The following is a 26443-nucleotide window of genomic DNA, read 5'->3' as shown; positions in this document are numbered from 1 at the left end:
TGCATCGATCCCGAAACGCCTCAGAATTCTATGCCCAACTCCGCCAACGCCTCCCGGGTGGGCACTCCGAACTCCGTCCATTTTCGGAGGCCATAGTAGTCGCTCAGAAGCCTCGCCTGTGGAGGGATCACCCCTTTTGCCCCTCCGTCATCTCGGGGAAGGTTGGAAATCCGGAGGGGGAGGATGTCGTCTTTCCGGGAGATACCGAGCCGATTGTTATAGAGACGTTTGACCGTGAAGGCCCTCGCTCCCACCGCCAACAGGGAATCACCGTCGAAATCCCATCCGGTGATGCGGTTGATCCAGTCCACCAGGGTGGGCACACCGACCCCGCCGAACATGATGAACTTGCAAGCGCTGAGAGAATCGAAGAGAGCCATTAGGTTCTGCATAGCCATGGCGTATCGCGCTTTGCCCTCCACTGCGTATGGATCCTGAATTCTGTCGTAACCCAGCCCCTCGGGAGGCACGGTCGCACTTTCGAAGTCATAGCCGAAGACATTCATGTGACAGGCACCCCGATTCGAAGTGGTGTAACTCAGTACCGTGCTGAATCTCGCCCGGGGATCGTGAGCCGGTAATTCCATCCCTTTCACATGCACGGAGAACTCCTCTGCTCCGCCGCCTATGATCGCGGCGGCTTTGCGCACCCCCTGCCCCAGGATCTTTCCAAAACCCCTGTTTTCGCCGATCGCCTTGACCATTTCGATCATGGCGTCCGCGTTTCCCCAAACCATCTCGATTCCGTCGGTATCCTTGGAGCTGATAATGCCCCGCTCAAAGGCTTCCATGCAGAAGGCTATCACGCCTCCGGTGGAGATCGTATCCAGGCCGTAGCGGTTGCAGAGTTCGTTGGCCTTCGCGATGGCCTTCAAATCGTCTATGAGGCAGTTCGCACCCAGCATCCCCAGCGTCTCGTACTCCGGACCGGCACTCTCCGGAACCTTGTAGGGACCGCTGTCGACCCTGACCGTCCTCCCACATCCGATCACGCACCGGCCACAGTGGTAACGTCTGGTGAGGATCGTTGCAGCCATTGTCTGCCCGCTGATCTTTGTCGCCCCTTCAGGCCACCGGCCCTGGGCCCAGTTTCTTATGGGCAGGTCTCCGACCTCTTCGACGTAATTCATTCCGCAGGAGGTACCGAACTGCCCGAGAATCTGAGGACCGCTCTTCATGCGCGGCGCCAGCCTCCGAATCGATTCCCTGAGCCCTTCCCTGTCCTGTATCGGTGTCTTCTTGCTGCCCCGGCCGACGACTATGGCCTTGACTTTCTTGGAACCGAGTACCGCACCGAGCCCGCCCCTGCCGGCAGCCCTCCCATCGATGCCGTCGTTCATCACGGCTGAGAGAAGTACCGATTTTTCAGCGGCAGGTCCGATGCACGCGATGTTTATTCTATCTCCATATTTCGATTTGACGAGCCGTTCCACCTCATAGGTGTCCCTGCCCCAGAGATCTTCGGCTTCCTTGATTTCGACTTTGTCCTCGGTGATCAGGATGGTCACGGGTCCGGAGGACTCGTTATGGAGAATCAGCCCGTCGTACCCCGCGCTCTTCAGGTCCTGAGCGAATCTGCCTCCGCTGTTCGCTTCACCCCAAATACCCGTGAGCGGTGCTTTTGCAGCCACCTCATACCTGCTTGAACTGAACACGGGTGTTCCTGCCACAGGGCCCGTGAGCAGGACAAAGACGTTCTCGGGCCCCACGGGGTCGATCTCCTCGGGTTTGGTCTCCTTGTAAAGGTACCAGGCGGCCAAGCCTGCTCCACCGAGGTACTGTTTCCGAACATCCTCCGGAAAGTCGATCGTCTCGATCTTTCGCTTTGCGAGGTCTATCTTCAAAACCCTTTCCATATAGCCGTTCTTCATGATGTCCCCCGAAATCATCCGCAACGTGCAATCGTTCAAAGACATTCCCTGTACAACTTCTTGATTTCCTCTTCACCGACCTTTCTCGGATGGTTCCCCAGGTCGATGAAGTAAGCGGACATTGCCACCTGGGTCGCCTTGTCGATGTCTTTTTCCTGCAGGCCGAAATCTCCGAAACCCACCTCGCAGTCCACATCCCTGACAAGCCTCTGCGCCAAATCTCCGCTCTTCTCGGCCCTTTCGCGCAGAGGCAGAGAGCCGACACTCTCATCAAAGGCCTCGGCGAGCTCGGCGAATCTTTCAAAATCGCTGGTAAAGCTGAACTGGAGGATCCTGGCAAGACACGAGGCAATGCTTCCCCCGTGAGGTGCATCGACGAGTCCACTGACAGGCTGACCCAGGGCGTGGGGCAGGGTGGTCCCTACATGCGAAATCGCCATGCCTCCCAGGGTGCTGGCCCAAGCCATCTTTGAACGGGCCTCCATGTTGCCGCCGTTGGCAACCGCCTCGGGCAGGTACCTGGCGGCTATTCGGATCGACTCCTTGGCCAAGAGTTTTGAATAGGAATTCGCATGGATATTGATAAACGATTCAACAGAGTGGGAGAGGGCGTCGATACCGGTGAGGGCCGTCAATCTCGGAGGCATCGAAACCATCAATTCCGGATCGACCAGCGCGACCCTCGGGAAGATCAAGTCGCTGTATATCGTGCTCTTCTCTCTAACATCCGGGTTGTTGATCACGGCATAGAGAGTCACCTCGGACCCTGTCCCTGCGGTCGTCGGCACCGCGATTACGGGAAGTACGTCTCTTGGACGAGACACCTCCTGATCAGTTCTCTCAACGTAGTCCCACACCTTGCCCGGATTCTTTGCGAGTGTCGCAATGCCCTTCGCGGTGTCGAGCGCGCTTCCCCCGCCCACGCCTATGACCACCTCGCACTTCTGTTCCCTTGCCAGTTCTGCTCCCTTGTCTATCTCGGAACAGACCGGATTGGGTCGGACATCCGTGAACTTGACTGCCTCAACCGAATTCTTCCTAAGCGTAGATAGAACCTCCTCGGATACACCGGTTTTGTCCAGATAGGGATCTATCACCAAGAAGGCCTTCCGCCCAAATCCCTCTGTAACCTCGCCCAGGAGCTTCAATTTGCCGACACCGAAAACGACTCTTACGGGTAGATTGCAGCTGATCTCTTCCATCTTGACCTCCTCTCATACCCCTCTCATCCGACTCTCTGCCTCTCCGTTCTTGCGAGGCCGCGCAATCGCCTAACGACCCGATAGAGTTTTCTCTATCTTCTCGGCCAGTTGTCCGGGTGCCAGCTCGAATTGGTTGAGCAACTGGTCGTAGGTTGCCGAGTGGATGAACCGGGGCCTTTCGTTGGAGTCCAGGGTATTGATGGGAACGAGCCGGGTGGTATCGACTCTCTCCCTCGATCTGAAAAGGATTTTTCTGAACTCCGACCATATATACCCGTTGTTCTGCTCTGCAATGAAGATCCACCTCCGGGAATCGTAGAGTTCCAGAAGCAGGGATTCATCCACCGAGGGCATATCCACCACCCCTACCTCTATGCCCGAACGCTCCAGCGCGGCAGCCGCAGCCAGGGCCTCGTGGACCCCCCGGCCGCTGCTCACAATGACCGCCCCGTCTACCGGCCCCTCCCTTAGAACGTATCCCTTGCCGAATTCGAACTCGAAGCCCTCATCATAGATCACGGCCGAAGGAGCCCTCATGATCCTCAGATAGACAAGCCCCCTGCCCCCTTCCATGATCCACTTCATGATACCCAGCAACTGGTTGGGACAGGAGACATTGATTATCTTCAGATGGGCAATCCCGTCAAAGACCTGGATATCGTCATTGCCCATATGGGTGGCACCGTTCGTCTTTGTCTCGAAATCCGGTGCCGTGGCCACAAAGGTCAGATCAAGCCCATGCCCCTGGCTGAGCCATCCCCCCTCCATCGCCTCGAGCCTTTCCTGGTACCCTATGGCAATCCTCCGCAAAACCTTCCAATCGAAAAAAGGGCAGAAAGTGCTGACCCACGTGTTGTAGCCCATGGCGGCAAAGGCCTCCCCCATGCACATCATGTTGGCCTCTGCTACCCCTGCATTGAGGGCCCTCGCCCTGTCTACATAGCCCACTCCCGCCTGAAGGCCGCTCGTCGATGCCAGGTCCGCGTCGATCGATACAACCCGCGGATCACGGGCAAAGACCTTCATGGCCATGGTAATTATGCTGCTGGCGCTGTACTCGCCGGATCGATCCAACTTGGGCAGAAGGCCCTCCTCGTACACTATCCTCTTGTCCCGGCCCGGTACCCGTTTCGTCCTCACGCCAACAACCAGGGGCCTGACCCCCTTATCCGCTCCATCCGCCACAACTTCGAGGTCCATCTCCCCAGCCGCGGCAAGAAGCCTCTCCCGAACCGCCGTGCCTTCCCCTGTCGATCCAAGCTCCCCAAGGTAGTCCAACATCTCAGAGACCCGGCCCTCCCGCCTCCGCTTCTGCAAGGCCAGCTCCTGCTCGGTCAGGGGGTCCGGAATCACCACCTTGTGTCCTATCATGAAATCCGAAAACCCACCGAATCCCTTCCTCGTCTGACAGATGACGGCCGTCGGCCGGCCGTCACGGGAGGAAAGCTTAAACTCCCGCAGTGCCTCCAGCACAGGACCGTACTGGGTGGCATCGACCCTGTAGACCCTATACCCGAAGGAGGTGAGCCGCGCCTCCAGGTCCCCCAGGGGAACGATCAACTGCCGCGTGTCGTCCAACTGCCCCGCATTGCTGTCCACGAGGAGACACAGGTTGTCCAATCCCTTGTAAGCAGAAAACATCAGAGCCTCCCAGATCGGTCCCTCCTGCAGCTCGCCGTCTCCTGTAAGGCAGAACACGTCGAAGTTCGGGCTCTCCTTCCCAACCAAGGCAAATCCCTCCGCAACCCCCAGCCCCTGTCCCAACGGGCCCGTGGAGATGTGAACCCCCGGCAGTATGGGGCCGGGGTGGCCGTTGAGAATACTCTCCTGGGATCTGGAGTTCTTCAGCACTGACCTGTCAAAATAACCCAGATCCGCATATATCGAAGCCATGGGAGCCACGGCATGGCCCTTACTCAAGACAAACATATCCTGGCCCCGCCGTGTGGGATCCACGACATCGATCCGCATCACCCCGCCGTAAAAGAGGCAAACCAGCGGGATGGTCGCCGAAAAGGCCCCACCAATATGGATCCCCTTGTCCACGGCATCACGGCATTGCTCCAGCGTCATGATCCGGATGTCGGAATCCTTGATTTCCAGAAGCTTCAAATAGCCCCGCCAAAAAAGGTATTCCTCTTTCCCCATTGATCCCGCCTCCACGATTGACTCTGAAGGACCTCCTGGGAGAGAAGCAGTCTTAGTCTCCGTCGTGAGGCCCCCTTTTCCTTGTCGTTCCCCGCACGATCAGCTCCACCGGAAACACGATCCGCTGCGGCCTCCGGCTTCCCTGATGCTCGATCTTTTCCGTGAGGATCTCAACGGCCCTTTTTCCCATCAAATCCACGAACTGGCGGACCGTCGTCAGCCCCACCCCTTGGCACCGGCCGGAGAATTCTATGTCGTCGTAACCTATGACCGATACATCCTCCGGCACCCTCAGTCCGTTCTCAAGGAGCGCATCGATAGCGCCCATGGCCATCATGTCGTTGCCTCCGAAGAGAGCGTCGAAGGTAAGACCCGTGCTTATCAGCTCTCGCATCAACTCGTACCCCGATTTGAAAGACAGATCACCCCTCCGCATCAACTCCTTTCTGATGGAAACCCCGTGATGGGCCAAGGCTGTTAAGAATCCAACCAGCCGTCCCTGGCTCGCCGAGGAGTATTCCGGGCCGATGATGACGGCTATCGCCTTGTGGCCCAACTCGCAGAGATGCCGCCCCGCCAGATACCCGCCTCTGTACTCGTCAGAGACCACGTAATCGCCCGGAAAATTCCGGACGTACCGGTTCAAGAACAGAAAGGGGATGTTCGACTCCATCAACATCCTCGCCAGGGAATCATCTCCCGATCGTGCATTGGTCAGGATTACCCCGTCGAACCTCTTTTCGATGAAGAGGTTGACATACCTCTCCTCTTTCTCGGGCTGATTGTACGTATTCGAGATGGTCACACTGAACCCCCGCTCATAAGCTGCATCTTCGATCGACCGGATCAGCTCAGGGAAGAAAGAATTCTGGACATTCGCGGTGACCACACCGATCGTGTGGGTTCTCCCTTTGGCGAGGCTTCTGGCAAGGAAGTTGGGCCTGTAGTTGAGTTCCTCGATGGCAGCGAAAACCCTCAGCCTTGTCTCAGGGCTTACCAGAGCGGAGTTGCCCAAGACCCTGGAAACCGTGCACGGGGCGACCGCGGCTCTTCTGGCAACATCTTTGATGTTGACCGACTTACCCCTTCTCTTCATCTCTCCCGGATCTCCCCCTTGAGGCATAAGGGATCGGAAGCCGGGCGCTCCACGCCGCCCTTAGACTCGACACGACACACGACCTCATGGGAGGTATCTCTTGGAGAATTCAGCACCGGCCGTGTACCTTAGTTTCCCCGTAGAGACCATCTGATAGACACGCACCCTCAACCCGGGGCAGCACGCCATGAGCATGTATGCGTCTCTCTTTTCGAACCCGTACTCATCGACGAGCCACTGGACCAACCAGAGAACGGCTTGCTCCACGGCACTCTCGAGAGGCTTGTCGCAGCAGATCTGGACGATGGAATCCTCCTTCTCCAGTCGCACCCAGGGAATCTTCTTGTTCTTGATGACATCGCACCTGAGCTTCACCGTGGCAGGGGTGTCATCATGGGCGCCGTGAAACTCGGTATCCCCCTGGCACCCGGCCACGTCTCCCACAAAGAGCAGCCCCCCTTCGTGGTACGACGGAAACATGGCCTTGGTCCCTTTACACATGTCGCTCACATCCATGTTTCCACCCCACGGTCCCTGGGCGACGATGGCCGCTTCCTGCTCCCATTCAGGGGCCGTGGCAATCGTGCCGATCATGGGTCGGAGATCCCAACTCATCCTATCGTTCCAGACGGCCTTCCCCGTGGCATACTTCCCATCCGGCCCCGGTTGATGGGGGATGATCTTAGTGAAAGGGCCGGCGCACTCAGGCCATGTCAAGGAATCCTTGAGGGGGCCGACGCCCGGCATGATGCAGGAGACCCCCTGTTCCCATGGTTCGATCTCCTCGATATGAACCACTAGGACGTCCCCCTTCCCCACCCCCCGGATGTATATCGGGCCGGCGACGGGATTCATTCCGACCGGTTCCATCCTCAGGGGAGGGATCGATTCGGGTGAAAACCTGTCTTCAGGCCTGCGGATATATCCGCTGAAAGCATCCTCCGTCTCCACCACAAAAGACTCGTTCAAATCCACCTCAAGCACCGGCTCGATATCCGCCCTGAGCCAGTACCCCATAGCATCGGCCCTCTTTATTCTTTTCATTTCCAGATACTCCCTCCCGTCCACGCCCGATCAGCCGCCTGAACCAGAGCGTTTTCCCAGATCACCTAAGGCCCTAGTTCGGGACCAGGACCTTCTTCAACCCCTCGTTTCTTTCATGGAGGCGGAAGGCCGCCTCCCACTCGGACAACGGGAGAACGTGCGTCACCAACTCCCTGAGCCTGACCTTCCCCGCTCTCGTCAGCTCGATGGCTCGGCGCCAGGAGGGCCAGTACTGCGCCAGTGGACCACTGACTTTCAGTTGTTTGAGAGGAATCTTTTCGAAATCCACCTCTATCGATTTTCCAAACAGACCTATCTGGCAGTATCTTCCCCCCCGCCTGACGACCTCGAGGCATGTCGAAACCGAGCTCGGATGCCCGGCACACTCGACAACCACATCCGCCCCGTACCCTTCGGACAGGTCGTCGACCATGCTGCGTGGATCATTTCTCTCCACGTTCACCGTGTAATCTATGCCCAAGGACTTTCCCAGGGCCAGCCGTTCCTTGTCCCGGCTCCTCCCGCCCACGATGACCGTAGCCCCTTCGGCCCTGGCGACCTGCGCAGCCATGAGCCCCAAGGGGCCGGGGCCCGACACATAGACCAAATCGCCTGCGGCGACTCCGGCCAGCTCGCTCACGCCGAGGACGGTGACAGCCAATGGCTCAAAGAGGGCCCCTCCAACGAAATCCACGCCTTCAGGAAGGCGATGCAGGCACCGCTCCGCGACGGCTATATAACGGGCGAACCCACCATCGGCGTTCACCCCGGCGATCTTCCGGTTTGCACAGAGGTTGTACCTGCCCGTCCGGCAGTATCGGCACCTCCCGCAAAAGCTCAGAGAAGACTCACAGGTGACCCTGTCACCTTCCTGGAACTCCACGCAGTCGTTTCCTTTGTCGACAACGACCCCGCTGAGTTCATGGCCCATGATCACAGGAGGCCTGTTCTTGAAAGTATCGTGAAAGATGTGAATGTCCGTTCCGCAGACACCCGCGGCCTCTACCCGAACCAGGACTTCGTCTTTGTCCGGCCGGGGCTCCGGCACCTCGACCAGCTCGACATTCCCGGCACCTTTTCTCGTTTTGACCAATGCCTGCACTTCTCTGCCCTTCTACGACACGGAGACGACCGGAGGCGTAAGGAGGCTCAGGATGAGCTTGAGCTGGAGCGGTTCGATTCGGCGAATCTCTTAGAGGGGAACCTTGAGATTTCTGTTTTCAACGAGTTCCAACTGGCACCCATCCGGATCGCGGAAGTAAGTCCAGACCCAGCCCTTGTTTTCTCCCTCTTCGATCACTTTTGGGGCCGCGTTGAACTCCACGCCTTTTCCCTTCAGTCTCTCGACCTCCGCATCTATGTCGTCCACCTCGATAGCCATATGAAGGGTCCCTACGGTCGCGGCGCTGAGTACCCCGGGTCTGATCTTCGGGTTTACATACTCGACCAACTCGATGGTATCCTTGCCGAGTTTGAGCACCGCAAGCCTTGTCTCGGCGCCTGGAACGCCCACCTCCTTTTCAACCTCCCCCCGCGCGGCTTCGGCACGATACAGGAATCTCGCACCCAACACCTCCTGGTAGAAGTGGAGCGATTTGTCCAGATCATTCACAATGATCCCCACGTGATGGATACCGGTCAGCATTTCATTCCTCCCCGTCCGAGTGGGCCCTGCCGCCCCTTGGGCGGCCCAGGGTCCCCGGGCTTTGCAGGTTTGGGCCTGATGCGACCCTCCTCTCAATCCTACTTCACATCAGCGATTCCGTAGTTTTCGCGTCAAAAAGGTGCATTTTGCCCGGCGGTATCTCCATGAAAATCGTATCTCCCCGATCCACCGCCACACCGGGGTCGGTCTTTATCTTCAGTCTTTCGCCTCCTACCAGCACGTCTATGATCACGTCCGATCCCAAGGGCTCGGTAATGTAAATCTCTCCTTGTATACCTTCCTGTTTCCGCCTTTCCTTTCTCACCAGGATCGACTCAGGCCTGACCCCGAGTGTTACCTCCAAGGTCCCAGAGAATTCGACTCCCTTCGCCTGGATTCTCTTTTTCACGGAATCGGCCAGTGGCAACTCGAAGGCTTCATGCTTCAGCTTCCAACCGTTGCCTGAGACCAGAACGCACCTGATGAAATTCATTGGAGGATCACCCACAAATCCCGCCACAAACTGGTTTACAGGATGGTGGAATATCTTCTCCGGTACATCGTACTGCTGCAACACTCCGAAATTCATGACGGCTATCCTGTCCGCCATGGACATCGCTTCTAGCTGATCATGGGTCACATAGATAAACGTCTGGTTCAATTCCTTCTGGAGGTGTTTGAGCTCCCCTCTCATGTGAGTCCGCAGCTTGGCGTCCAGATGGGATATTGGCTCGTCCATCAGAAAGACCTTCGGATTTCGGACGATGGCCCTTCCTATCGCCACGCGCTGCTTCTGTCCTCCGCTGAGCTGCCTGGGGTACCTATCCAGCAGGTCCACGATCTCCAAAATCTCCGCGGCCCTTGACACCCTGGACTGAATCTCACTCATGGGCATTTTTCGGATGCGAAGGGGATAGGCCATGTTTCCGAAGACCGTCTTGTGCGGGTAGAGGGCATACGTCTCAAAGACCATGGCAATGTCGCGCTGGGAGGGATGAATCGCATTGATGCGGATGTCGTCGATAAAGATGTCCCCGCTGGTAATCTCTTCCAGACCGGCCACCATTCGAAGGGTCGACGACTTCCCGCAGCCTGAAGGCCCCAACAGGCAGACAAACTCCTTATCCTGGCATTCAAGATTCAGATCCTTGACGGCTTCCACCTTTCCGTACTTCTTCCACACGTTCTTGATCGTGACTTTTGCCATGGCTCTTTTCTCCAGTCGGACTTCTCTTGTTTCCTTGGAATCGGTTCTATCCTCAGAAAATCATGGATCCACCGCCTACCGGTATCGTGGCCGCGGTGATATAGTCGGCATCCTCAGAAGCGAGAAAGGATACGACAGGGGCAATGTATTCGGGCCGCCCGGGCTTCGGGAGGAGCACAAGGTCCTTGGTGAATTTCTCAAAAGCCTCGCCCCTTTTCATCCCGAAGACGCTCGACAGCTTCTCATCGGCCTCCTTCCACATGTCGGTCCAGATGATCCCCGGAGTAACACAATTCACGTTGATACCGTACGGGGCGAGTTCCTTGGCAAATGCCTGGGTCAATCCCCTGACCGCAAATTTGCTCGCCGAATAACATACGTGGTATCTGGCACCCTCGATGGAAAAATCCGAGCCTATGGTGATGATCTTGCCGGACTTCTGCTTGATCATCAATCTGGAAGCCTCAAGCATGCAGAGGTAGGTGCCCTTCGCGTTGATCGCCAGGGTCTTTTCCCATATTTCCTCATTCAGCTCGTCCAAGGTATTCACCTGTGTCACACCGGCGTTGGTCACAAGAACGTCGAGCCTTCCGAATTCGCCGACGGCATCTTCGAACATCCGCTTCACGTCACGTTGCTTCGCGACGTCTCCCGGGATTCCCAGAGCCGGCCTACCCATCTGACGGACTTCCTCCACCACTGATTCGACGGTCTCCTTATGGAGTGAATTGACGCAGAGAGCGAAACCGTCCTTGGCCAGGCGAAGAACAATGGCTCGACCGATTCCCCTACCCCCTCCTGTAACCAATGCAACCTTGTCTTTCACTGTTCCAATCCTCCCCGACAAGAATTAGATGCCTGCCATCTTGCTCATCCCCTCATGGCCCCCATGGTAAGTCCGGTGACGAGGAACTTCTTGATGACCAAACCGAGAATCACCATCGGAACGATAAGCACGGTACCCCCGGCCATGATCTGACCCCAAAGAATCGACGTGGCACTCTCGAGTTCACTGATCCCGACAGGAATCGTTTTTACGGCTCGCCCGCCGAGAATGAGAGCGAATATATAGTCATTCCAGGCCATCAGGCTGCAAAGAATAACCGTAGCCCCCACCCCTGGAGCTATAAGAGGAAAAACAACATCCAAGAACCCCCGGAATCGGTTCCGCCCGTCAACATAGGCAGCCTCCTCGATCTCCCTCGGAATCGAATCCATGAACCCCCTCAGCAACCAGATGGAAAAAGGAAGATTGAAGGTCGTATAGGCCAGAACCAACCCGGGCAGTGTCTGAAGAATATGAAAGCTCCGCCATAACACATACAGGGGGACCATGACCGCGACAGGAGGAGCCATTCTAGTGGAGATGACCCAGAAGTAGAAATGCTTTTTGCCGGGGATCCTGCCCCGCGAGAGTCCATATGCCGCGAGCAGACCCAGGGGTACGGAAATCAGCACGGACAGGCCTGTAGCAAGCAGGCTGTTGCGGAGGTATGCGAAAAACGGTCCCTCTATGAACATGTTGTGAAATTGAGTCAGGGATGCCTTGAAGACAAAAAGCAGTTTGAATATCCCGACCCAGTCACCGGGTTTGGGCAGGTCGAATATGTCACCCGTGGCCTTGAAAGACGAAGCGACGAGAAAAATCACCGGAACAACGGTCCAGATGAAGAACAATCCTACTGCGATTATTTTGAGAGTCTTTCCGATCCGGGAATCCATTTATTCGGCCTCTCCTTCCTTTAGCAGCGTAAGAGTCACGATGATACCGCAAATGATAATGACGAACAGAAGTGTGAACCCGATGGCCGAAGCCGGTCCGATTTCGAACTGTCTGAAAGTCTTCAAGAATAGATACATCGGGAGGGTCTTTGTAGCATCCGCAGGACCACCCTTGGTGGTTATCAATATCTTGTCGATAAAACGCATGTTGTCCATGAATCTCAGCAGAAATGCGATCACAATGGCCGGGGTTATGTAGGGGAGCGTCACGTTGAAAAAAGTCTGGAGCCTGTTCGAACCGTCCATGTGTGCAGCCTCGATCGTGTCACGGGGGACACTCTTCAATCCCGCAAGCACGATGAGCATCACCAGAGGAGTCCATTCCCAAGTATCCATCGCCACGATCGCCCAAAGGGCGGTCTTTGGATCGCTCAAGAGACTCCCCTTTGCATAGATACCCAGCGTTTTCAAGAGCCATGAATAGATCCCGTAGGAAGAATGGAACAGGAGATTCCAGAGGTGTCCCACCACGACAGGAGCAACCATCATGGGAATCAAGAAGACAGTGGACAGGAATCCCTCGCCCTTCATGTTGTTTATCAGCAGAGCGATTCCGATACCCAGTCCCATCTGAAGAAGCATCGATACACCGACGTATCGCCCCAGGAGGCTCCAGCCCTGAGGAACCGAGGGGTCCCAAAACATCTCTATCCAATTGGTGAACCCGACAAAAATATTCGGCTTGCCCGGGGCGAGCTGGATCTTCATAAACGACATGTGAATAAGCCAGAAGAAGGGGAATATCGTGATCACGGCCAGAATGATAAACGCCGGCGCCAGCCACCATACGTACCATGGAACCCCCTCCACCACTCCCCTGTACGTCGACGACAGCCGATTGCCCAGTACTCCGACTACCCCGCTTCCCATCACAGTCTCCCCCGTACAATCTTTTCTTGGCATATACCCGAGCTCCCCCTCTCGGAGGAGACATGAAGAGGAGAAGAAGAGACCGGTCCGGCTCTTCTCCTCCATTCATGCCCGAAAGCTCCCCATCGACCTTCGAAAAAGTCAACTTACAAGGCTGGGGTTTGTGCACCTAGACCTTGTGGAGCCTGTTCAGTCTCTTTATCATGTTGTCCAGACACTTCTTCGAGGTGGATGTCACTCCTGCGACCCATTTCGACAGCTCACTCCCCACAATCTCCAGATACTGGGAATAGGTCGGAATCTTGGGGCCCAGGCAGAACCCATCGAGGTGGTCCCTCATCTGAATATCCTGGATCCTGAGGTGCTGGGCCTTTCTGAAGGTGGAATCCTCTTCCAGCCACCCCCGGCTTCGAGCCTCGTCATAGGCTGATCTCCTGACCGGGGTCCCGTAGTACTTGGTAAAGGCCTCCCACTGCCCCACAGGACCTGTGGCCCACATTATGAAAAGCCATGCCTTCTTCTGTTCCTTAAGCGGCAGAGCCGCCGGAATGGCCAAGCCGGAAGCCCCGACCTCGTATGCGTTGATGCCTGCAGGACCCTTCGGTACGACCGAATATCCACACTTCCCCGCGATGACGGATTCGCTGGGATCTTCCACATACGGGCAGAATTCGCCGCAATTCATCTGCATCGCTATTTTGCCCGTCGCGTGTGCGGTGCCGAGACCGCCCCAATCCCAAATCTTGCTGTCCGGATGAATCACATCCTGCAGCTTCTTCATATATTCCAAGACCTCAATCGCCTTTTGGTAGTCCTTGGGATCGGACATGTAGGGGCCGGGATTCCTTTGGCCCACATAGTAATGCTCGATTTCAGCGAATCCTTCCTTCTGGACTCCCCAACTGAGCAGAAAGGAAGTATAGTCCTGATTGATGGGCCAATTCTGAGCCATGTGGAAGCCGAGTCCTGAGTCGACTTCCTTGCAGTTTTTGTTGATGAAGTCGGCTATGACGTAAAGGTCATCCCAGGTCGTATCGGCATTCGGTTTCATGGACTTGCCGTACTTGTCTTCGAACTTCTTGCCGTACTTCTCAACGAGGTCCTTCCGGAAGAACAGGACGCCCATGGCCGTGTCATAGGGTAGGCCGTACCATTCATCCGTACTGTAGTACATGCAGCCCTGTTCCGGATGGAGAGGCATGAAAGCATCATGAAGGCGTTTTGGAACATCGGGAACATCGGGCAGATCGGGCATGAGAGACTTGCCCGTCTTCACATCGATGAACTTGTTCACAGGAGCCCAGTACTCGGAGATGACGCAGCCGATGGGCCTGGGTTGAGCGTAATTGACATGAAACTTCGGGCTGCCCCCTCGCAAATCCAAGAAGATCTTCTCCTTCAAGGAATCCATGACCTCGAGGGTGAACTCGGCACGCATCCCCGTGAGCTTGGTAAAGTCATCTTTGGCCCCGCGGATCCCGATGGAAGGCGGGGTATTCTCTGTGAGGATGTACACGGTCTCTCCCTCGAATTGACGCCATTTCTTGAGATCTTCAGTAGAGGGCTGCCACTTGATGCCGGCGTACCCCTGAGCCCGTGCCCCTTTGATCCAGATATGGGGGGCGGAGAGCGCCACTGCTCCTGCTCCTGCAACCTTGAGAAAATCCCTTCGATTGATTTTTTTCATGCTCTTCCCTCCTTTGGGTCTGTTGGTGGTATGTGCGCAAAATTCCGCTTGGTGAGTTGCTCTGTCTCCCTCCTTTCCTTGTAGCATGGGCTTGTCGTCTTGAGGTTTCTATCAGAAACAGAGCTGTCGTGTCAAACGGTGGTGAAAACGTTTTCATAAACCCTGAAGCGGTTAGCCGCGGCTATGCCAGGATTTGGCGCAAATTGCCTTGAAAATCTCTGAAAATTGAAACCGTTTTCACAAATTCTTCCTGCACCCTGGGGATTCAAAAGCACTCGAGAAGGTTCACCCCCGGGCCTGAAAAACCACAAATCTCTCACCCTGTCTTATCTCCAGGCGCACTAGAAGAGTTTCAACTGGATCTGCTGTGTCTTCGAGGGGCGTTTCTGAAGCCCCGAGGACATCCGCCTCACATACTCCTCGATCTCTCTGAGGAACGGAGAGGGGGCCTGCACCCGCGTTCTCCCGAAGAACCTTCTTTTCCGGGCGCGGCTTAGAATAACCTTCTCCCTGGCCCGGGTGAGCCCCACGTAGAAGAGACGCCTCTCCTCCTCTATCGGCGGACACGGCCACCCCTCCGGTCTATAGGGCAACAACCCTGCCTCGCATCCGGCGATGAATACGACAGGAAATTCCAGCCCCTTGGCAGCATGGAGTGTCATGAGCCGAACCTTCTCGGCTCTGGGGTCAACGGTATCCAGATCCTTGTGTAGGGCAGCCATGGCCGGGAATTCGGCAGGCTCCCCGCCCCAACCGTCAGCCAGGCGGACCAGGCTATCAAGCCCGGGCTGGTCCGGATCGAACCCGAGAGAATCGATGACCCTCCGGATCACCCGGCCTGCGGACGTAAGATCCCCCGCCTTTTCTCCGAAAAGGTCTCTTGATCGATCCCCCTCCGGGTGAAGAGAGTCGCCCTCCTCGCAGTGCTCCCGCAGGACCTGGAGAACCTTTCTCACCTCCTCGTTTCTGCTCAGAGCCTCACCGCCCACCCGGCAGAAGGGGATGCCGGACCGTTCAAAGGCCTCCTCCAGCACCTCCCCCTGGAAGTGGAAGCGGTAGAGGACGGCAAAATCCGAGAAACTCCTCGTCCTCCGGTCATCCGACGTCTCCACCCTGCCGCTGTCGAGAGAGAAATGACTCGTCCCGCCGAGCAACTCCTCGATAGTGTGGACGATCGACTCGGCTTCGGCTCTGTCTGTGGGAGATTCGAGCATGGAGAGAAAACTCTCTCCTGAAATTCCCGACCAGAGGCGGATCCCGAGAGGATCGGGGCCCTGGTTGAGGAGCACCGAGGAGGCCTGAAGGATCGTCTCTGAACTGCGGAAGTTCTGCTCAAGCCGGATGATCTCTGCCTCAGGGTAGTCCTCCTTGAAACGGAGAAAATACCTGCTGTCGGCCCCGCGAAACCCGTAGATCGCCTGATGGGGATCGCCGATTGCACAGAGGTTTTCCCCTCGCGGAGAGAGCAGGCGAACCAGCCTGTACTGGGCATAGTTTATGTCCTGGTATTCATCGATCGAGACGAAACGGTATCTTTCCCGGAGGCGACCCAAGGCCTCCCCATCTTCTTCCAGCAGCCGTACGGGCCGAGCGATCAGATCATCGAGGTCGACCATGTTCGATCCCCGGAGGGCCTGCTCATAGAGGCGATAGAGCCGCGCAAAATCGGGATCCTGTTCCTCGAAGGTCTCTGGGGTCCGGAGGTTTTGCTTTGCTCTGGAGATCTCCTCCAGGAGAGCCCGCCTCTCCCTATGGCTGAAGGAAGGGGAAAGGCCGGCAGTGACCCTCGCCAGCACCGCCTCCGCCTCTGCCTCGTCCAGGATCCGAAACCCGCCGGATCCCCCTGCCCGGTCTCTCTCCCCTTTGAGAATCTCATAGCCCAGGGCGTGAAAGGTCTCGACCGTAACCCCCCGTCTGTCCCCGAGAAGGAGCGCCAGACGTTCCTCCATCTCCTCGGCGGCCTTGTTGGTGAAAGTAATGGCCAAAACCTGCTCCGGCCTCGCGATTCCTCGATCAATCAAGAAGGCGATCCTGCGGGTAAGGGTGAGGGTCTTGCCGGTCCCAGGACCGGCAACAATCAGCAGGGGTCTCTCCCAACAGCGGACCGCCTGCTGCTGCTTAGAATTCAATCCCCGGAGCAGAGAAGCCATCCTTTGCCTCGAAGGTGCAGGCAACTTCCCGGAGAGATCCGCACTCCCCGCTCCCCGTGTTTCCAAACCGTGTTCGACCTGTCTTGTGGGCAGAGGTCTCACCCTCTGGTCTGCTTCCGGGCCAGGTCGATCCGCCTCGAGAGGGATCAGACTCGCCTGCCCGGAAAGACCCCTCCTCTCTTCCGGGCTGAACAGGACAACCGACCCGAACTCCCCGTCATAGCCCGGCCGGATCTCCACCCGCCCCTGGCGCATCCGCCTAAGCCCCTCGGCGAGACCGCCGTGACCTCCGGCCTCCAACTCTTCCAGAGGAAGATCCATGAGAATCCTGAACTCAGGCCCGTACTCTTCCAGAAGACGGAAGTACTCCGCCTGAACCCTCTTCGATTCCCTGCCGACCCCCTTTGCTTGAGCCAGAATGTCGGGAAGGGTCAGCAGACTCCTGAAAGGCGCGGCCTCCGGCGGCCTCACCCCCTCCTGCCGGTCTGCAAGCTCCTCAACTCGATGCATCACACCCACGGTAACAGGACGGCCGCACTTCGGGCAGAGACCGCCCGACTGTATGGTCTCTTTCGGGCTCATCCGCATGTTGCATTTCCTGTGGCCGTCGTAGTGGTATTTTCCCTCTTCGGGAAAAAACTCGATTGTCCCGAGAAACCGCCGGGGATCCTTGGACTTCAGCGCTTCAAAAATCGCGGAGTAAGAGAGGCCCGTGTCAAAGATGTTCGCCTCTCTGCCGAGATTTGCCGGAGAGTGGGCGTCGGAGTTTGAGACCAGAGCCACCCGGTCAAGAGCCGAAAGACGCCAGTTCATGGGGGGATCCGAGGAGAGGCCCGTCTCCACGGCGAATATGTGGGAAGAGAGATCGCCGAAGCATTCCTCCAGAGAGTCAAACCCGGATTTGGAGCCGAAAAGAGAAAACCAGGGCGTCCAGACATGGGCCGGGACAAGATAGGCCTGGGGGCTCACATCCAGGACGATCTCCAGCAGGTCATGGGCGTCAAGGCCGAGGATGGGACGGCCGTCGGAACGGATGTTTCCGATCCGCTCCAGGTTTCGATTCAGCCTTTCAGCCGTCTCGAAATCAGGCACGAAAACAACGTTGTGGTTTTTCCGGGTCATGCCGTTCTTCTTGTATATACAGCTTATCTCCACCGAGAGCATGAACCGAACCGGGGCGTTACACGAGGGCGGCACCCGGGGCTGGGTGAGACCCGAGAACTCGGGACGCAAGGCAAACAGACCCGGCTCTGCCTCTTGAAGCTTCTCCTTCAGCTCGGAAAACCACCTGGGGTGGGTGAAATCACCTGTCCCGACGACTCCGATCCCCTTGAGTTGCGCCCAGAGGTTGAGGTGCTCCAGGTCGAGGTTCTTCGCAGTGGCCCTTGATAGATAGGAATGGATATGGAGGTCCGCGATAAACATGCCGACAGGTTCTCCAGACTCATTACGAGCCTATCCAAGTAAGAAAGACTTGTCAACATGTTGTGAGATGCCCTGCTGTGCCCCATCACCCATCGAGCAGCTTGCGGATCTTGCGTACCAGGGCTGCCGGTGAAAAGGGCTTTTGAAGAAATGCGGATCCAGGATCCAATACGCCATGGCGGACGGCTGCCTCATCGGTATAACCTGAAAAGAAGAGAACTTTGATATCGGGGCGCTCCGCCCTGACCCGGCGGGCAAGCTCCTGCCCTCCCATATGCGGCATCACAAGATCGGTCAGGAGCAGACTGATCTCCTCGTTCTTCATTTCTCGGACCAGTCTCAAGGCTTCCTCCCCGGTACACGCCTCGAGGACCCTGTGGCCTTGCTCCCGGAGGATTCTGACGGCCATGCTCCGTACCGACGATTCGTCCTCCACCAGGAGTACGGTCTCGGTACCTCGCGGCAGGTATCCCAGTCTATCCCGGATTGGCAGAGCCTCGCACTCTTGATCCTCCACAGGGAGATAGATCTTGAAGGTCGTCCCCCGGCCCGGCTCGCTGTAGACCCAGATGTTTCCTCCGTTCTGTTTCACAATTCCGTAACAGGTCGCAAGGCCGAGGCCGGTCCCCTTACCTACCTCCTTGGTGGTGAAAAACGGCTCAAAGAGATGTTCCTTCACCTCATCGGTCATACCCACACCCGTATCGCTCACGGCCAACATGACATACTCACCTGGAGATACACCCAGGTGGTGCGCCGCATATGCCTCATCCAGGGTCACAGTTGCAGTCTCTATGGTCAATTTGCCCCCATCAGGCATGGCATCACGGGCGTTGACAGTGAGGTTAACAACGACCTGCTCTATCTGGCCGGGGTCTACCTTGACAGGAGCGAGATTCTCAGCCAGAAGGGTCACAAGCTCGATATCCTCACCGATGATGCGCCTGAGCATCCTGTCCGTGTCGGCAAGGATCGCATTGAGATTGACCACCTTGGGCTCGATGATCTGGCGGCGCGAAAAGGCGAGGAATTGCTGGGTGAGTCTGGCCGCCCGTTCGGATGCCTTCAGGATCTCCTGGAGATCGGCGTACACCCGGTCGCCCGGATGGAGTCTCATCATTCCGAGCTCTGCGTAACCCGTAATCGTCGTGAGCAGGTTATTGAAATCGTGGGCGATTCCTCCCGCAAGCCTGCCCACCGTCTCCATCTTCTGAGACCAGGCCAGTTGTGCCTCGAGCTGCTTGCGCTCGCTGATATCCTCGGCATGAACCAGGACCTGGTCAGGAGGCACGAAGGCGTAACTCACGGCAAGACGCTTTTCCTCGTCGGTGAGCCGGAACCTGTATGGCATCTCCCTTTTGAGGACGGTCCTTTCGGTAAAGCATAGATTGAGATCTTCCAGTATATCCGGCCGATCATTCCGATACATTTCGCTTGCTCTTTTGCCGACATAGTGGGCCACCCCGCCGTTTGTCAGAACATGAGCCGCACGGTTGTAATCGACTAGGACGAAGTCTCCATTTATCCGCCGCCAGGTATAGCTGGGTATGGGGAAGCCCTGATACTGCGCCCTCAGTCTCTCCTCGCTGTCACGGAGTCTCTCCTCCGCTCTTTTGCGCTCGGTCACGTCGACCAGGGTAACAAGGTCGGCGTATCTGCCCTTGTAGATGACGGTATTGGAATACTGATCGACCCACTTGATTTTCCCCGTCTTCGTCACGATCCGGTAAGTGTAGCTGGGAACGACGTCTTTCTCCCCCCTCTGCTTCTTCTCGGCCTGCTCCATAGCAAAGGCCAGATCGTCGGGATGGACGGCCTTGGCAAACGCGTTTGCCTCCCAGCCGAGCATCTCCTCGACGGTGTATCCCAGAAGGTCTGAAACGGCCTGGTTCACGTATCTTATGAGACCGTCCTGAATCAGGACGATGCCCAGTATCGACTGTTCCGATATGAGCCGGAACTTCTCCTCACTCTCTTGCAATGCTTGCTCTGCTTGCCTGTGCCGAGTAATGTCGTTGCCGATTGCGAGGATCTCAACCACACGGCCGTTCCCATCGAGAATGGCCTTGTTCGTCCAGGCGATCCAGACTCGCTCGCCGCCTCGGCGCACGTTTTCATTTTCGTTGTTAGGATACTTCTCGGGATGCTCCAGAAGGTCCCCGATCATCTCCGCAAGGTCCTGGCCCGAGGAATCCTTCTCCGGAACGATTGTACCCACCAGATTTCGTCCGACTAACTCCTCCCGGGTATAACCAAAGAACCCCTCGGCAAAGTCGTTCAAGAAAGTGATGCGGCCCTGTGTGTCGAACCGGAGTATGATGCTGTTGGCACTCTCGATGAGCTCGCGGTATCTCTTGTCCTTTTCCCGCAGGTTCTGCTCGATGCGTCTGCACCTGAGTTCCGTATCCTCCAACTCGCAAAGACGCGCCTCCATCCTTTCCAGCTCTGCCAATAGCTCCGCTTTTGTCTTGTGCTTGTCTTCCACACCAGGCTCCTTCCACCAGGTCTGCTCTTGCCGAGACCGATCGCTCTGAAGGCCGATCCTCCTGCCGCCTCATCCAACGTCTGCCCGGATTGTATCGTCAATCACGGGGACAGGCAATACCGGGCTTTCGCTTTCGAGAAACCGGAGTTTCGGGGCATCCCTGTCACGGTTCTGATTCCTGGAATCCGCGCCTTCCCGCTCCCCCGACCCCGCTCAGGGATGGACGGCGTTTTCCCCAAGTGTCAGGAACTCCAGGAAGAAACGGCTTGACACGCGTGACCGGATAGGATAGAAAAGGGGCAGACCGGGGCAAGATGGTCAAGATCACGAGAACCGGAGGAGTGTTGATTGCAGGACTCTTCTTCTTATTTGTACTTTAGCATCGGGTCTGTCCGCCTCACCCGGATGCCCTGATTACCGATCCTATGAGGCCATGGACAGACTCGGGAGATGTCCGTGGCCTCTTGAATCGGGGCCATTGGATTGGGATCCATGGCCCTTTTTTGTGTGGTCTTGGAAGGCAATGAAATCAGCGGTCCGGGGAATCAGAGAGAGGTTCAAAAGCGCACGGGTCGGCCTCAAGGACAGCCTGGCTGTCATCGATATGACCCTGGACGGCCAGCTTGGGCAGCCCATAACACTGTCACCCTACGAGGTCTTCGAGCCCCTCAACAGACTGATCGACAGGACCGCCCATGGAACAAAGGTCGAACGTTTCGGGCCCGACGGGGGGCGCCGGCCCTTTCATACCCTCGAGATCCACACAAAGGGGGGAGACGTCCTAGGTTATCTGAACATGGTATACCTCAGGAAACCCCTGCTTTGCTACTACCTGGTCTACGTGGAGGTCCTCTTTCCCTTCCGCGGCCGGGGTTTGGGCCACAAGATCCTGAGGGCATTCAGGGAGTTCGTGAGCGAGAGGGGAGCAGTGGGAGTACTCGACAACATAATTCTCCCGGATGAGCCCACCTACGGCATCTATTCCAAACACGGTTGGAAACCCATCGATCCGGTGGCCGGCGATAACAGGCCCGGAGAACAAGGCCACTACATGGCCTTTGTTCCAAGGTCAGCCAGGGCACCCGACATCCAGCAGAAGCTGGCAAAGCTCCTTTTCAGAATCAGGAAGAAGAGGCCTATCATCGACATGCACGAGAACGAGGCTATGGTCGGGCGGACGATTGCGGAATTCCGATCGGTCTACAGGACCCTTGAGAGCCTCTTCCACAAAGAGCTGACCGCCGGAAGTTCCACTCCCCTGATGCGCTTCATGTTCACCCGCTTCGTCACGAAGATGCTCGGCTTCAGGAGGCGGATCGCAGGACTTCTCGGTTACACGGGTGGAGAATCCCTGTATCAAATCTCAATCTCCGATAGAATCAAGAGGCTTCCCATCCAACCGTACTCCCTCTGGACCTCGGAGGGCGGCCGGACCGAGATATGGGGAGAGGCCGAGACAATTCGCCGTCTCCCCGGAGATCTGAAGGAGAAACCAACCCGTTACATCGAAGCCCTTCCCCTTTACAGGCGACCATACCTGTCATCGTGGATGGAAAACAGAGGCCGCTGCCGCTCCGGCATCATTAAGATCTCCGATCTCCTTGAGCTCGGCTTCGACCCGACTAAGCTGAGAGTCCTCTTCCACGAAGGAGTGGAATACGTATCAGAAAGAGTATCCCCCCGCTTTATTCCCTCGATCGAAAAGAGAAGGGAGTTTCTCTTGGGAGTGGCCATGGAGAGTTCAGGAGTCCGGATACGGAACGCAAGAATCCACGTCAATCCCCCTCTTGCAATACTCCAGGACATGGGGAACGTCTACATCCTCCGCAAGAGGGTGGAGGGCATCCACTCCGAGGAAGCCCTGGATCAACTCAGAACGTCTCCGTACCTGAGGGACCTTAACAGGGCGGCAGGGATCGATCAGGCGGTGGAAAAAACCCTTCACCAGACCCGCCGCTGGCTCGTAGAAAGGTCTGACTCCCGGTATCGCGAACAGATAGAAGAGCTGATCTTCTTTGTGCCCTGGGACTTCGAAAAAAACATGCCACGAGTCACGGTGGATGTTTCCGGTGTCTATATCGATAGGCTGTGGATCGCCTGAACTGCCACCATCTTCCACCGCGACCCTTCTCAGGGGTCCGGCGTACCGGCTCCAAAAGCCCGTACCCCGGACCCGGGAAATCCAGTCCATCTCGCGACGGACAAACCCTTGTTTCCCGCTTCGCAGGCGCTGCTGACCGTGACGCAGGCGCTCCCTCCCACGACTCTTCAAGAGAACAGCTGCGAAATCCGCCCGCTTCCCCGGGTATCAAAAGGCCTTCCTCGAAAGGACTCCTATTTCTTTTTCCGGCTCTTTCTGGCAGCCGCCAGTTTTGCACCGAGTCCCCGCTCCTTGGCCGTCCTCCTTCTCTTCGCACTCAGGGATTTTGCCGTTAGTGCCTGGCCCGCCTTGAGCCCGTACTTCTTTTTGTACTCTCTAGGGGTCAGCCCGTGGGACTTGAGATGGCTCCTCGATAGCTGCTTGAACTCTTTTCCACACTCAAGGCAGATAATCTTGTTGCGTTGGATCGAGGCCTTCGGGTCCATTGCAACAGCGCCTTCCGGTACAGGTCCTTCTGCACCAACACCTTCTTCCAAACCCTTGATCCTTTTCAAGGAATCATAGGCTTTGGCCAGAGCTTCGCTCAGCTCTTCAGGCGACATTCTGGTTACCCCGGCCTGCGCTGTGACAATTTCAGCTGCCATCTCAGTCAACGTCTTTGCCATATCTTCTACCTCCTCCTGTTTTATTGGGAAAACCTTATAGCACCAAAGACAGGCTGTTTCAAGACATTTTATTGCTTCACATAGAAACCCGACTTCCAGAGGTCTCTCCACTCGTTCTTTACTCATACTCCAAGAGGGAAGAAAAAACAATAACAGTCACGACAGAAAGTGGAGGAACGTTGCCGTCTTTTCCCCCATTCAAAAAGAGTTGCGTTCCGGCGAGAGCCTCTCTCCAAACAAAAGGTCTTCCGGCTCCAGGACCGGAAGACCTCGAACAGAAGGTATTCGGCTCCCCGTCAATAGTTCTCCCCCAGGAGCTCGAAAAACGCCTTTGGGTGTAAACAGGCGGGACAGCTTTCGGGTGCCTCCTCGCTCTCGTGGAGGTATCCACAGTTTCGACAGCGCCACACGACCTTCTCCTTCCGCTTGAAGACCCTGCCGCCTTCCAGGTTGGCCGCGAGATCCCGGTACCGCTTTTCGTGCTGCCTCTCCGCCACGCAGATGGCCTCAAAGGCCGCTGCCACTTCCTCGAATCCCTCTTCTCTGGCTACCCGGGCGAAACCGGGATACATCTCCGTATGCTCGTATCTTTCTCCGGCAGCGGCTGCCAACAGGTTTTGCTGTGTCGTTCCGATCTTTCCGGCCGGGAAACTCCACTGAATCTCCACCTCGCCACCCTGGAGAAACTTGAAATACCTCTTGGCATGCTCTTTTTCCTGGTTGGCCGTCTCTTCAAAGATAGAGGCGATCTGCTCGAGCCCTTCTTTCTTTGCCTGGCTGGCAAAGTAAGTATACCGATTGCGGGCTTGAGATTCTCCGGCAAAGGCCGTTAGCAGGTTCTTTTCAGTCCTTGATCCACCCAGTTCCATCGATTCTCTCCTCTCTGTCTGCTTTCTGGTTTGTCGTTGTCATCGACGTGGTGTCTTGAGCCTGTCAGCCACCAGACTTCCAGACACTAGACCTTTATTCTAATGGTTTGGCCCGACTCTTTTCAAGCGGAGCTCATTTTCTCCCATGGGGACAGACGTACAGGCAGAGGCCACTGATGGCAAATTCTGTGGTCTTTTTCATCTCGGCAAAGTATCTGTCACACTTGTGCGCCGCAAAGCGGACATCCCGCGGCTCTTCATCACGGAAAGGCCGGCCGGTGAAGGCTCTTGTGGGGCATACCTCGACGCAGGCCTCACAGGTGCCGCAACTTTCTTCCATGGGTTGGCCGGTCAACTCGAATGGGGCGTCCGTAAGCACCGTGGCCCAACGGACCCTCGGTCCGACCTCAGGCGTGACCAGCATGCAGCTCTTGACGATCCATCCCAACCCGGCCAGGTGGGCCCCCATTTTATGAGAGAAGGTCCCGCATAGCCGGTCGTCGTCCACTGTTTGCGATGCCGGAACAGGTAGCGCCCTGTAACCGTCACGTTGCAGCACGTTGCTTAACCGCGAGGCAATGTGGTCGAGGCGCTGGTTCACCACGTCGTAGCAGTGGCACCTGTAGCTCATGGCCACGGCACAATCAGCCCGCTGCGGGAGCTGATCCACGATGGAGTGAAGCAGAGCGATGCCGACCGAGACTGCCCGGGGAAATCCAGCGACCACGGGTCCCCCCTGAGCCAGGATAGCCTTACGGGCCGGTGAAAGATCTGCCACACCAAAGAAATCCGCGCCCATTGTCTCGGCCAGTTCCCTCACTTTCCCATAGATTCCCATCTCCACCACCCTCTCTTTTTTGGGTACAATATCTCATCCCCACCGCCACAGGGCAACCCGGAAGAGAGTCAGGAAGGAAATCACAAGGATGGACGTCCTGGCAGGCAGCTCATTCCACCCATGCCGTTGGCTCAAGGGTTTGAGAGGCCCCCTGAGAGGACTCCAGGGTCAGGAGATAGTCCCCTCTGAACCTCTTGCCCCTGGCAAACCAGGGCTGTTCGGAAACAACGATCCGGTACTGGCCTGTGGCCGGCAGAATCGCCGCTATTCTATTCGGCAAGGCGCTGCGGTCTATTTCAAAGAGAAAAACCCGGTGTATCTTGTCCAGCAGAACCAGGGTGGCACGGCGGCCCGTGTCAGACCCTGAGGGATCCCTCTCCAGAGTGATGGAGACCCGCTCCCCTTTGGTTCCCTCAAATCCAAAGATGTCCTGGTCAAGCAGAGACGGCTTGGGGTCGTCACCCAGGGTAGAGGCGAGAGTCATCTCATAGTCACAGACATCACCTACCCCATCGCCGTCCCGGTCTTCCTGATCCGGGTTGGCCGTGTCCGGGCAGTTGTCCTGGTCGTCAGGAACACCGTCCCCATCCAGGTCGGCCGGCTCCTCCTCTTCCACCGTCACAGCCACATGATCGCGGTCAAAAGAGTCGCCGTCGCTCACCCTGAGTGCGATCACATAGGTTCCGGATGCATCCGGGATGAATGATGCCATGGTCGTTTCGGCACCATCGATCTCCTCTTGGGTGAGTCCACTTCCGGTCGGCAGGCTCACAAAGTGCCAGCTATGGTTGAGGACTTCCGGGCCCTCATCAGGGTCGAAGCTTGCCGAGCCATCGAGAAAGGCTGTCTCCCCCAGGTAGATAGATAAGCTGGACCCCATTGTCAAGATCATTTTTTGGAGCCGTTAAGGTGTATGTGTCAAGGGGAACTGAATTGGAGTTTCCGGAGTTTTATTTCCCTTGTTTCTCACCAGAAGCTGAAGCAGAGCTGGAAATCGCGGGTTTTGTCAATTTTGAGATTGAGGCCTCTTTTGTCAGGGAAAAGCAGGTTATAGAGTCCATCGGCTATGGCGTAGTTAAAGAACGACGGGACGCCGAAGAATCTCTTAGAGACCAAGAAGATTCACTCCACCAGGATCTTGAGCTTGAGGTTCTGGCCGAGATAGACAGCGGCAAAATAACTCACCGCAAGCACCAGGACAACGAGGTTTCTGATCGCCGTATAGCTTCGGACCCCAAGGTCCTGAGGTAATATCAAAAAGTGTGTAAAAAGGGAATCAGGCGGTGTATCCTTCTGAGGTTTTGGGAAAAATCTTAGCAGAAGGAGGAGAACACCGCCATGAGGGAAGAATACAGGAC

At 56.6% G+C, this 26443-nt stretch carries 20 protein-coding genes; 2 read left to right on the top strand and 18 right to left on the bottom strand.

The features are described from left to right. Positions 1-20 precede the first annotated feature (20 nt). The 14 genes from JRJ26_08575 to JRJ26_08510 form a co-directional block, all read right to left on the bottom strand. Entirely contained in the window at positions 21-1871 is a 1851-nt protein-coding gene (locus JRJ26_08575; GenBank protein MBW2057533.1) for an aldehyde ferredoxin oxidoreductase family protein, read from the bottom strand. Positions 1872-1906: 35 nt separating this feature from the next. Continuing rightward, a complete protein-coding gene (locus JRJ26_08570) occupies positions 1907-3073 on the bottom strand; it encodes an iron-containing alcohol dehydrogenase (protein ID MBW2057532.1) in 1167 nt (388 codons plus the stop codon). Between the two features lie 69 nt (positions 3074-3142). After that, a complete protein-coding gene (locus JRJ26_08565) occupies positions 3143-5221 on the bottom strand; it encodes a transketolase (protein MBW2057531.1) in 2079 nt (692 codons plus the stop codon). Positions 5222-5273: 52 nt separating this feature from the next. Next, the gene (locus JRJ26_08560; protein ID MBW2057530.1) at positions 5274-6317 is read right to left on the bottom strand and encodes a LacI family DNA-binding transcriptional regulator; all 1044 of its coding nucleotides are present in this window, start codon (positions 6315-6317) and stop codon (positions 5274-5276) included. 84 nt (positions 6318-6401) lie between these two features. Beyond that, on the bottom strand, positions 6402-7361 hold the full coding sequence (locus tag JRJ26_08555; protein MBW2057529.1) for an acetamidase/formamidase family protein: 960 nt from the start codon (positions 7359-7361) through the stop codon (positions 6402-6404). A gap of 73 nt (positions 7362-7434) precedes the next feature. Continuing rightward, a complete protein-coding gene (locus JRJ26_08550; protein ID MBW2057528.1) occupies positions 7435-8463 on the bottom strand; it encodes a zinc-binding dehydrogenase in 1029 nt (342 codons plus the stop codon). Between the two features lie 90 nt (positions 8464-8553). Next, positions 8554-9006 (bottom strand): VOC family protein, encoded by a 453-nt coding sequence (locus JRJ26_08545; protein ID MBW2057527.1) that lies wholly within the window; start codon positions 9004-9006, stop codon positions 8554-8556. Positions 9007-9109: 103 nt separating this feature from the next. Next, positions 9110-10213 (bottom strand): ABC transporter ATP-binding protein, encoded by a 1104-nt coding sequence (locus JRJ26_08540; protein MBW2057526.1) that lies wholly within the window; start codon positions 10211-10213, stop codon positions 9110-9112. A gap of 52 nt (positions 10214-10265) precedes the next feature. Continuing rightward, on the bottom strand, positions 10266-11039 hold the full coding sequence (locus tag JRJ26_08535; GenBank protein ID MBW2057525.1) for an SDR family NAD(P)-dependent oxidoreductase: 774 nt from the start codon (positions 11037-11039) through the stop codon (positions 10266-10268). 44 nt (positions 11040-11083) lie between these two features. Further along, on the bottom strand, positions 11084-11935 hold the full coding sequence (locus JRJ26_08530) for a carbohydrate ABC transporter permease (protein MBW2057524.1): 852 nt from the start codon (positions 11933-11935) through the stop codon (positions 11084-11086). Beyond that, complete coding sequence (locus tag JRJ26_08525; GenBank protein ID MBW2057523.1) at positions 11936-12898, bottom strand: sugar ABC transporter permease; 963 nt, start codon at positions 12896-12898, stop codon at positions 11936-11938. It abuts the gene before it with no gap. A 136-nt stretch (positions 12899-13034) separates the two neighbouring features. Continuing rightward, a complete protein-coding gene (locus JRJ26_08520) occupies positions 13035-14552 on the bottom strand; it encodes an extracellular solute-binding protein (protein MBW2057522.1) in 1518 nt (505 codons plus the stop codon). A gap of 341 nt (positions 14553-14893) precedes the next feature. Continuing rightward, positions 14894-18127, bottom strand: a complete 3234-nt coding sequence (locus JRJ26_08515; GenBank protein ID MBW2057521.1) for a UvrD-helicase domain-containing protein — start codon at positions 18125-18127, stop codon at positions 14894-14896. 85 nt (positions 18128-18212) lie between these two features. Further along, entirely contained in the window at positions 18213-20612 is a 2400-nt protein-coding gene (locus tag JRJ26_08510) for a PAS domain S-box protein (protein ID MBW2057520.1), read from the bottom strand. Positions 20613-21135: 523 nt separating this feature from the next. Here JRJ26_08510 and JRJ26_08505 point away from each other — a divergent pair. Next, positions 21136-22713 carry a GNAT family N-acetyltransferase gene (locus tag JRJ26_08505; protein MBW2057519.1) on the top strand — a complete coding sequence of 526 codons (1578 nt, stop codon included), beginning with the start codon at positions 21136-21138 and terminating at the stop codon, positions 22711-22713. A 233-nt stretch (positions 22714-22946) separates the two neighbouring features. On the opposite strand, the gene JRJ26_08500 is transcribed toward JRJ26_08505, so the two are convergent. The 4 genes from JRJ26_08500 to JRJ26_08485 form a co-directional block, all read right to left on the bottom strand. Continuing rightward, the gene (locus JRJ26_08500; GenBank protein MBW2057518.1) at positions 22947-23378 is read right to left on the bottom strand and encodes a MucR family transcriptional regulator; all 432 of its coding nucleotides are present in this window, start codon (positions 23376-23378) and stop codon (positions 22947-22949) included. A 296-nt stretch (positions 23379-23674) separates the two neighbouring features. Beyond that, positions 23675-24247: a rubrerythrin family protein gene (locus JRJ26_08495; protein ID MBW2057517.1), complete on the bottom strand. Its 573-nt coding sequence runs from the start codon at positions 24245-24247 to the stop codon at positions 23675-23677. Positions 24248-24380: 133 nt separating this feature from the next. Continuing rightward, entirely contained in the window at positions 24381-25085 is a 705-nt protein-coding gene (locus tag JRJ26_08490; protein MBW2057516.1) for an epoxyqueuosine reductase, read from the bottom strand. A 109-nt stretch (positions 25086-25194) separates the two neighbouring features. Continuing rightward, positions 25195-25977, bottom strand: coding sequence for a thrombospondin type 3 repeat-containing protein (locus JRJ26_08485; protein ID MBW2057515.1), 783 nt, complete (start codon positions 25975-25977; stop codon positions 25195-25197). 41 nt (positions 25978-26018) lie between these two features. On the opposite strand from JRJ26_08485, the gene JRJ26_08480 reads away from it, so the two are divergent. Beyond that, entirely contained in the window at positions 26019-26336 is a 318-nt protein-coding gene (locus JRJ26_08480; protein MBW2057514.1) for a hypothetical protein, read from the top strand. Positions 26337-26443: the final 107 nt, after the last annotated feature.

This window comes from Deltaproteobacteria bacterium, assembly GCA_019308905.1.
Lineage (GTDB): Bacteria > Desulfobacterota > BSN033 > WVXP01 > WVXP01 > JAFDHF01.
This window is presented reverse-complemented; position numbering and strand designations above follow the sequence as displayed.

Excerpts from the sequence above, each read along its gene's own strand:
- JRJ26_08540 (MBW2057526.1), bottom strand. The coding sequence starts at position 10,213 with ATGGCAAAAGTCACGATCAAGAACGTGTGGAAGAAGTACGGAAAGGTG.
- JRJ26_08565 (MBW2057531.1), bottom strand. The coding sequence starts at position 5,221 with ATGGGGAAAGAGGAATACCTTTTTTGGCGGGGCTATTTGAAGCTTCTG.
- JRJ26_08560 (MBW2057530.1), bottom strand. The coding sequence starts at position 6,317 with ATGAAGAGAAGGGGTAAGTCGGTCAACATCAAAGATGTTGCCAGAAGA.
- JRJ26_08505 (MBW2057519.1), top strand. The coding sequence starts at position 21,136 with ATGAAATCAGCGGTCCGGGGAATCAGAGAGAGGTTCAAAAGCGCACGG.
- JRJ26_08500 (MBW2057518.1), bottom strand. The coding sequence starts at position 23,378 with ATGGCAAAGACGTTGACTGAGATGGCAGCTGAAATTGTCACAGCGCAG.
- JRJ26_08520 (MBW2057522.1), bottom strand. The coding sequence starts at position 14,552 with ATGAAAAAAATCAATCGAAGGGATTTTCTCAAGGTTGCAGGAGCAGGA.
- JRJ26_08545 (MBW2057527.1), bottom strand. The coding sequence starts at position 9,006 with ATGCTGACCGGTATCCATCACGTGGGGATCATTGTGAATGATCTGGAC.
- JRJ26_08495 (MBW2057517.1), bottom strand. The coding sequence starts at position 24,247 with ATGGAACTGGGTGGATCAAGGACTGAAAAGAACCTGCTAACGGCCTTT.
- JRJ26_08485 (MBW2057515.1), bottom strand. The coding sequence starts at position 25,977 with ATGATCTTGACAATGGGGTCCAGCTTATCTATCTACCTGGGGGAGACA.
- JRJ26_08525 (MBW2057523.1), bottom strand. The coding sequence starts at position 12,898 with ATGCCAAGAAAAGATTGTACGGGGGAGACTGTGATGGGAAGCGGGGTA.
- JRJ26_08575 (MBW2057533.1), bottom strand. The coding sequence starts at position 1,871 with ATGAAGAACGGCTATATGGAAAGGGTTTTGAAGATAGACCTCGCAAAG.
- JRJ26_08490 (MBW2057516.1), bottom strand. The coding sequence starts at position 25,085 with ATGGGAATCTATGGGAAAGTGAGGGAACTGGCCGAGACAATGGGCGCG.
- JRJ26_08570 (MBW2057532.1), bottom strand. The coding sequence starts at position 3,073 with ATGGAAGAGATCAGCTGCAATCTACCCGTAAGAGTCGTTTTCGGTGTC.
- JRJ26_08515 (MBW2057521.1), bottom strand. The coding sequence starts at position 18,127 with ATGTTTATCGCGGACCTCCATATCCATTCCTATCTATCAAGGGCCACT.
- JRJ26_08555 (MBW2057529.1), bottom strand. The coding sequence starts at position 7,361 with ATGAAAAGAATAAAGAGGGCCGATGCTATGGGGTACTGGCTCAGGGCG.
- JRJ26_08530 (MBW2057524.1), bottom strand. The coding sequence starts at position 11,935 with ATGGATTCCCGGATCGGAAAGACTCTCAAAATAATCGCAGTAGGATTG.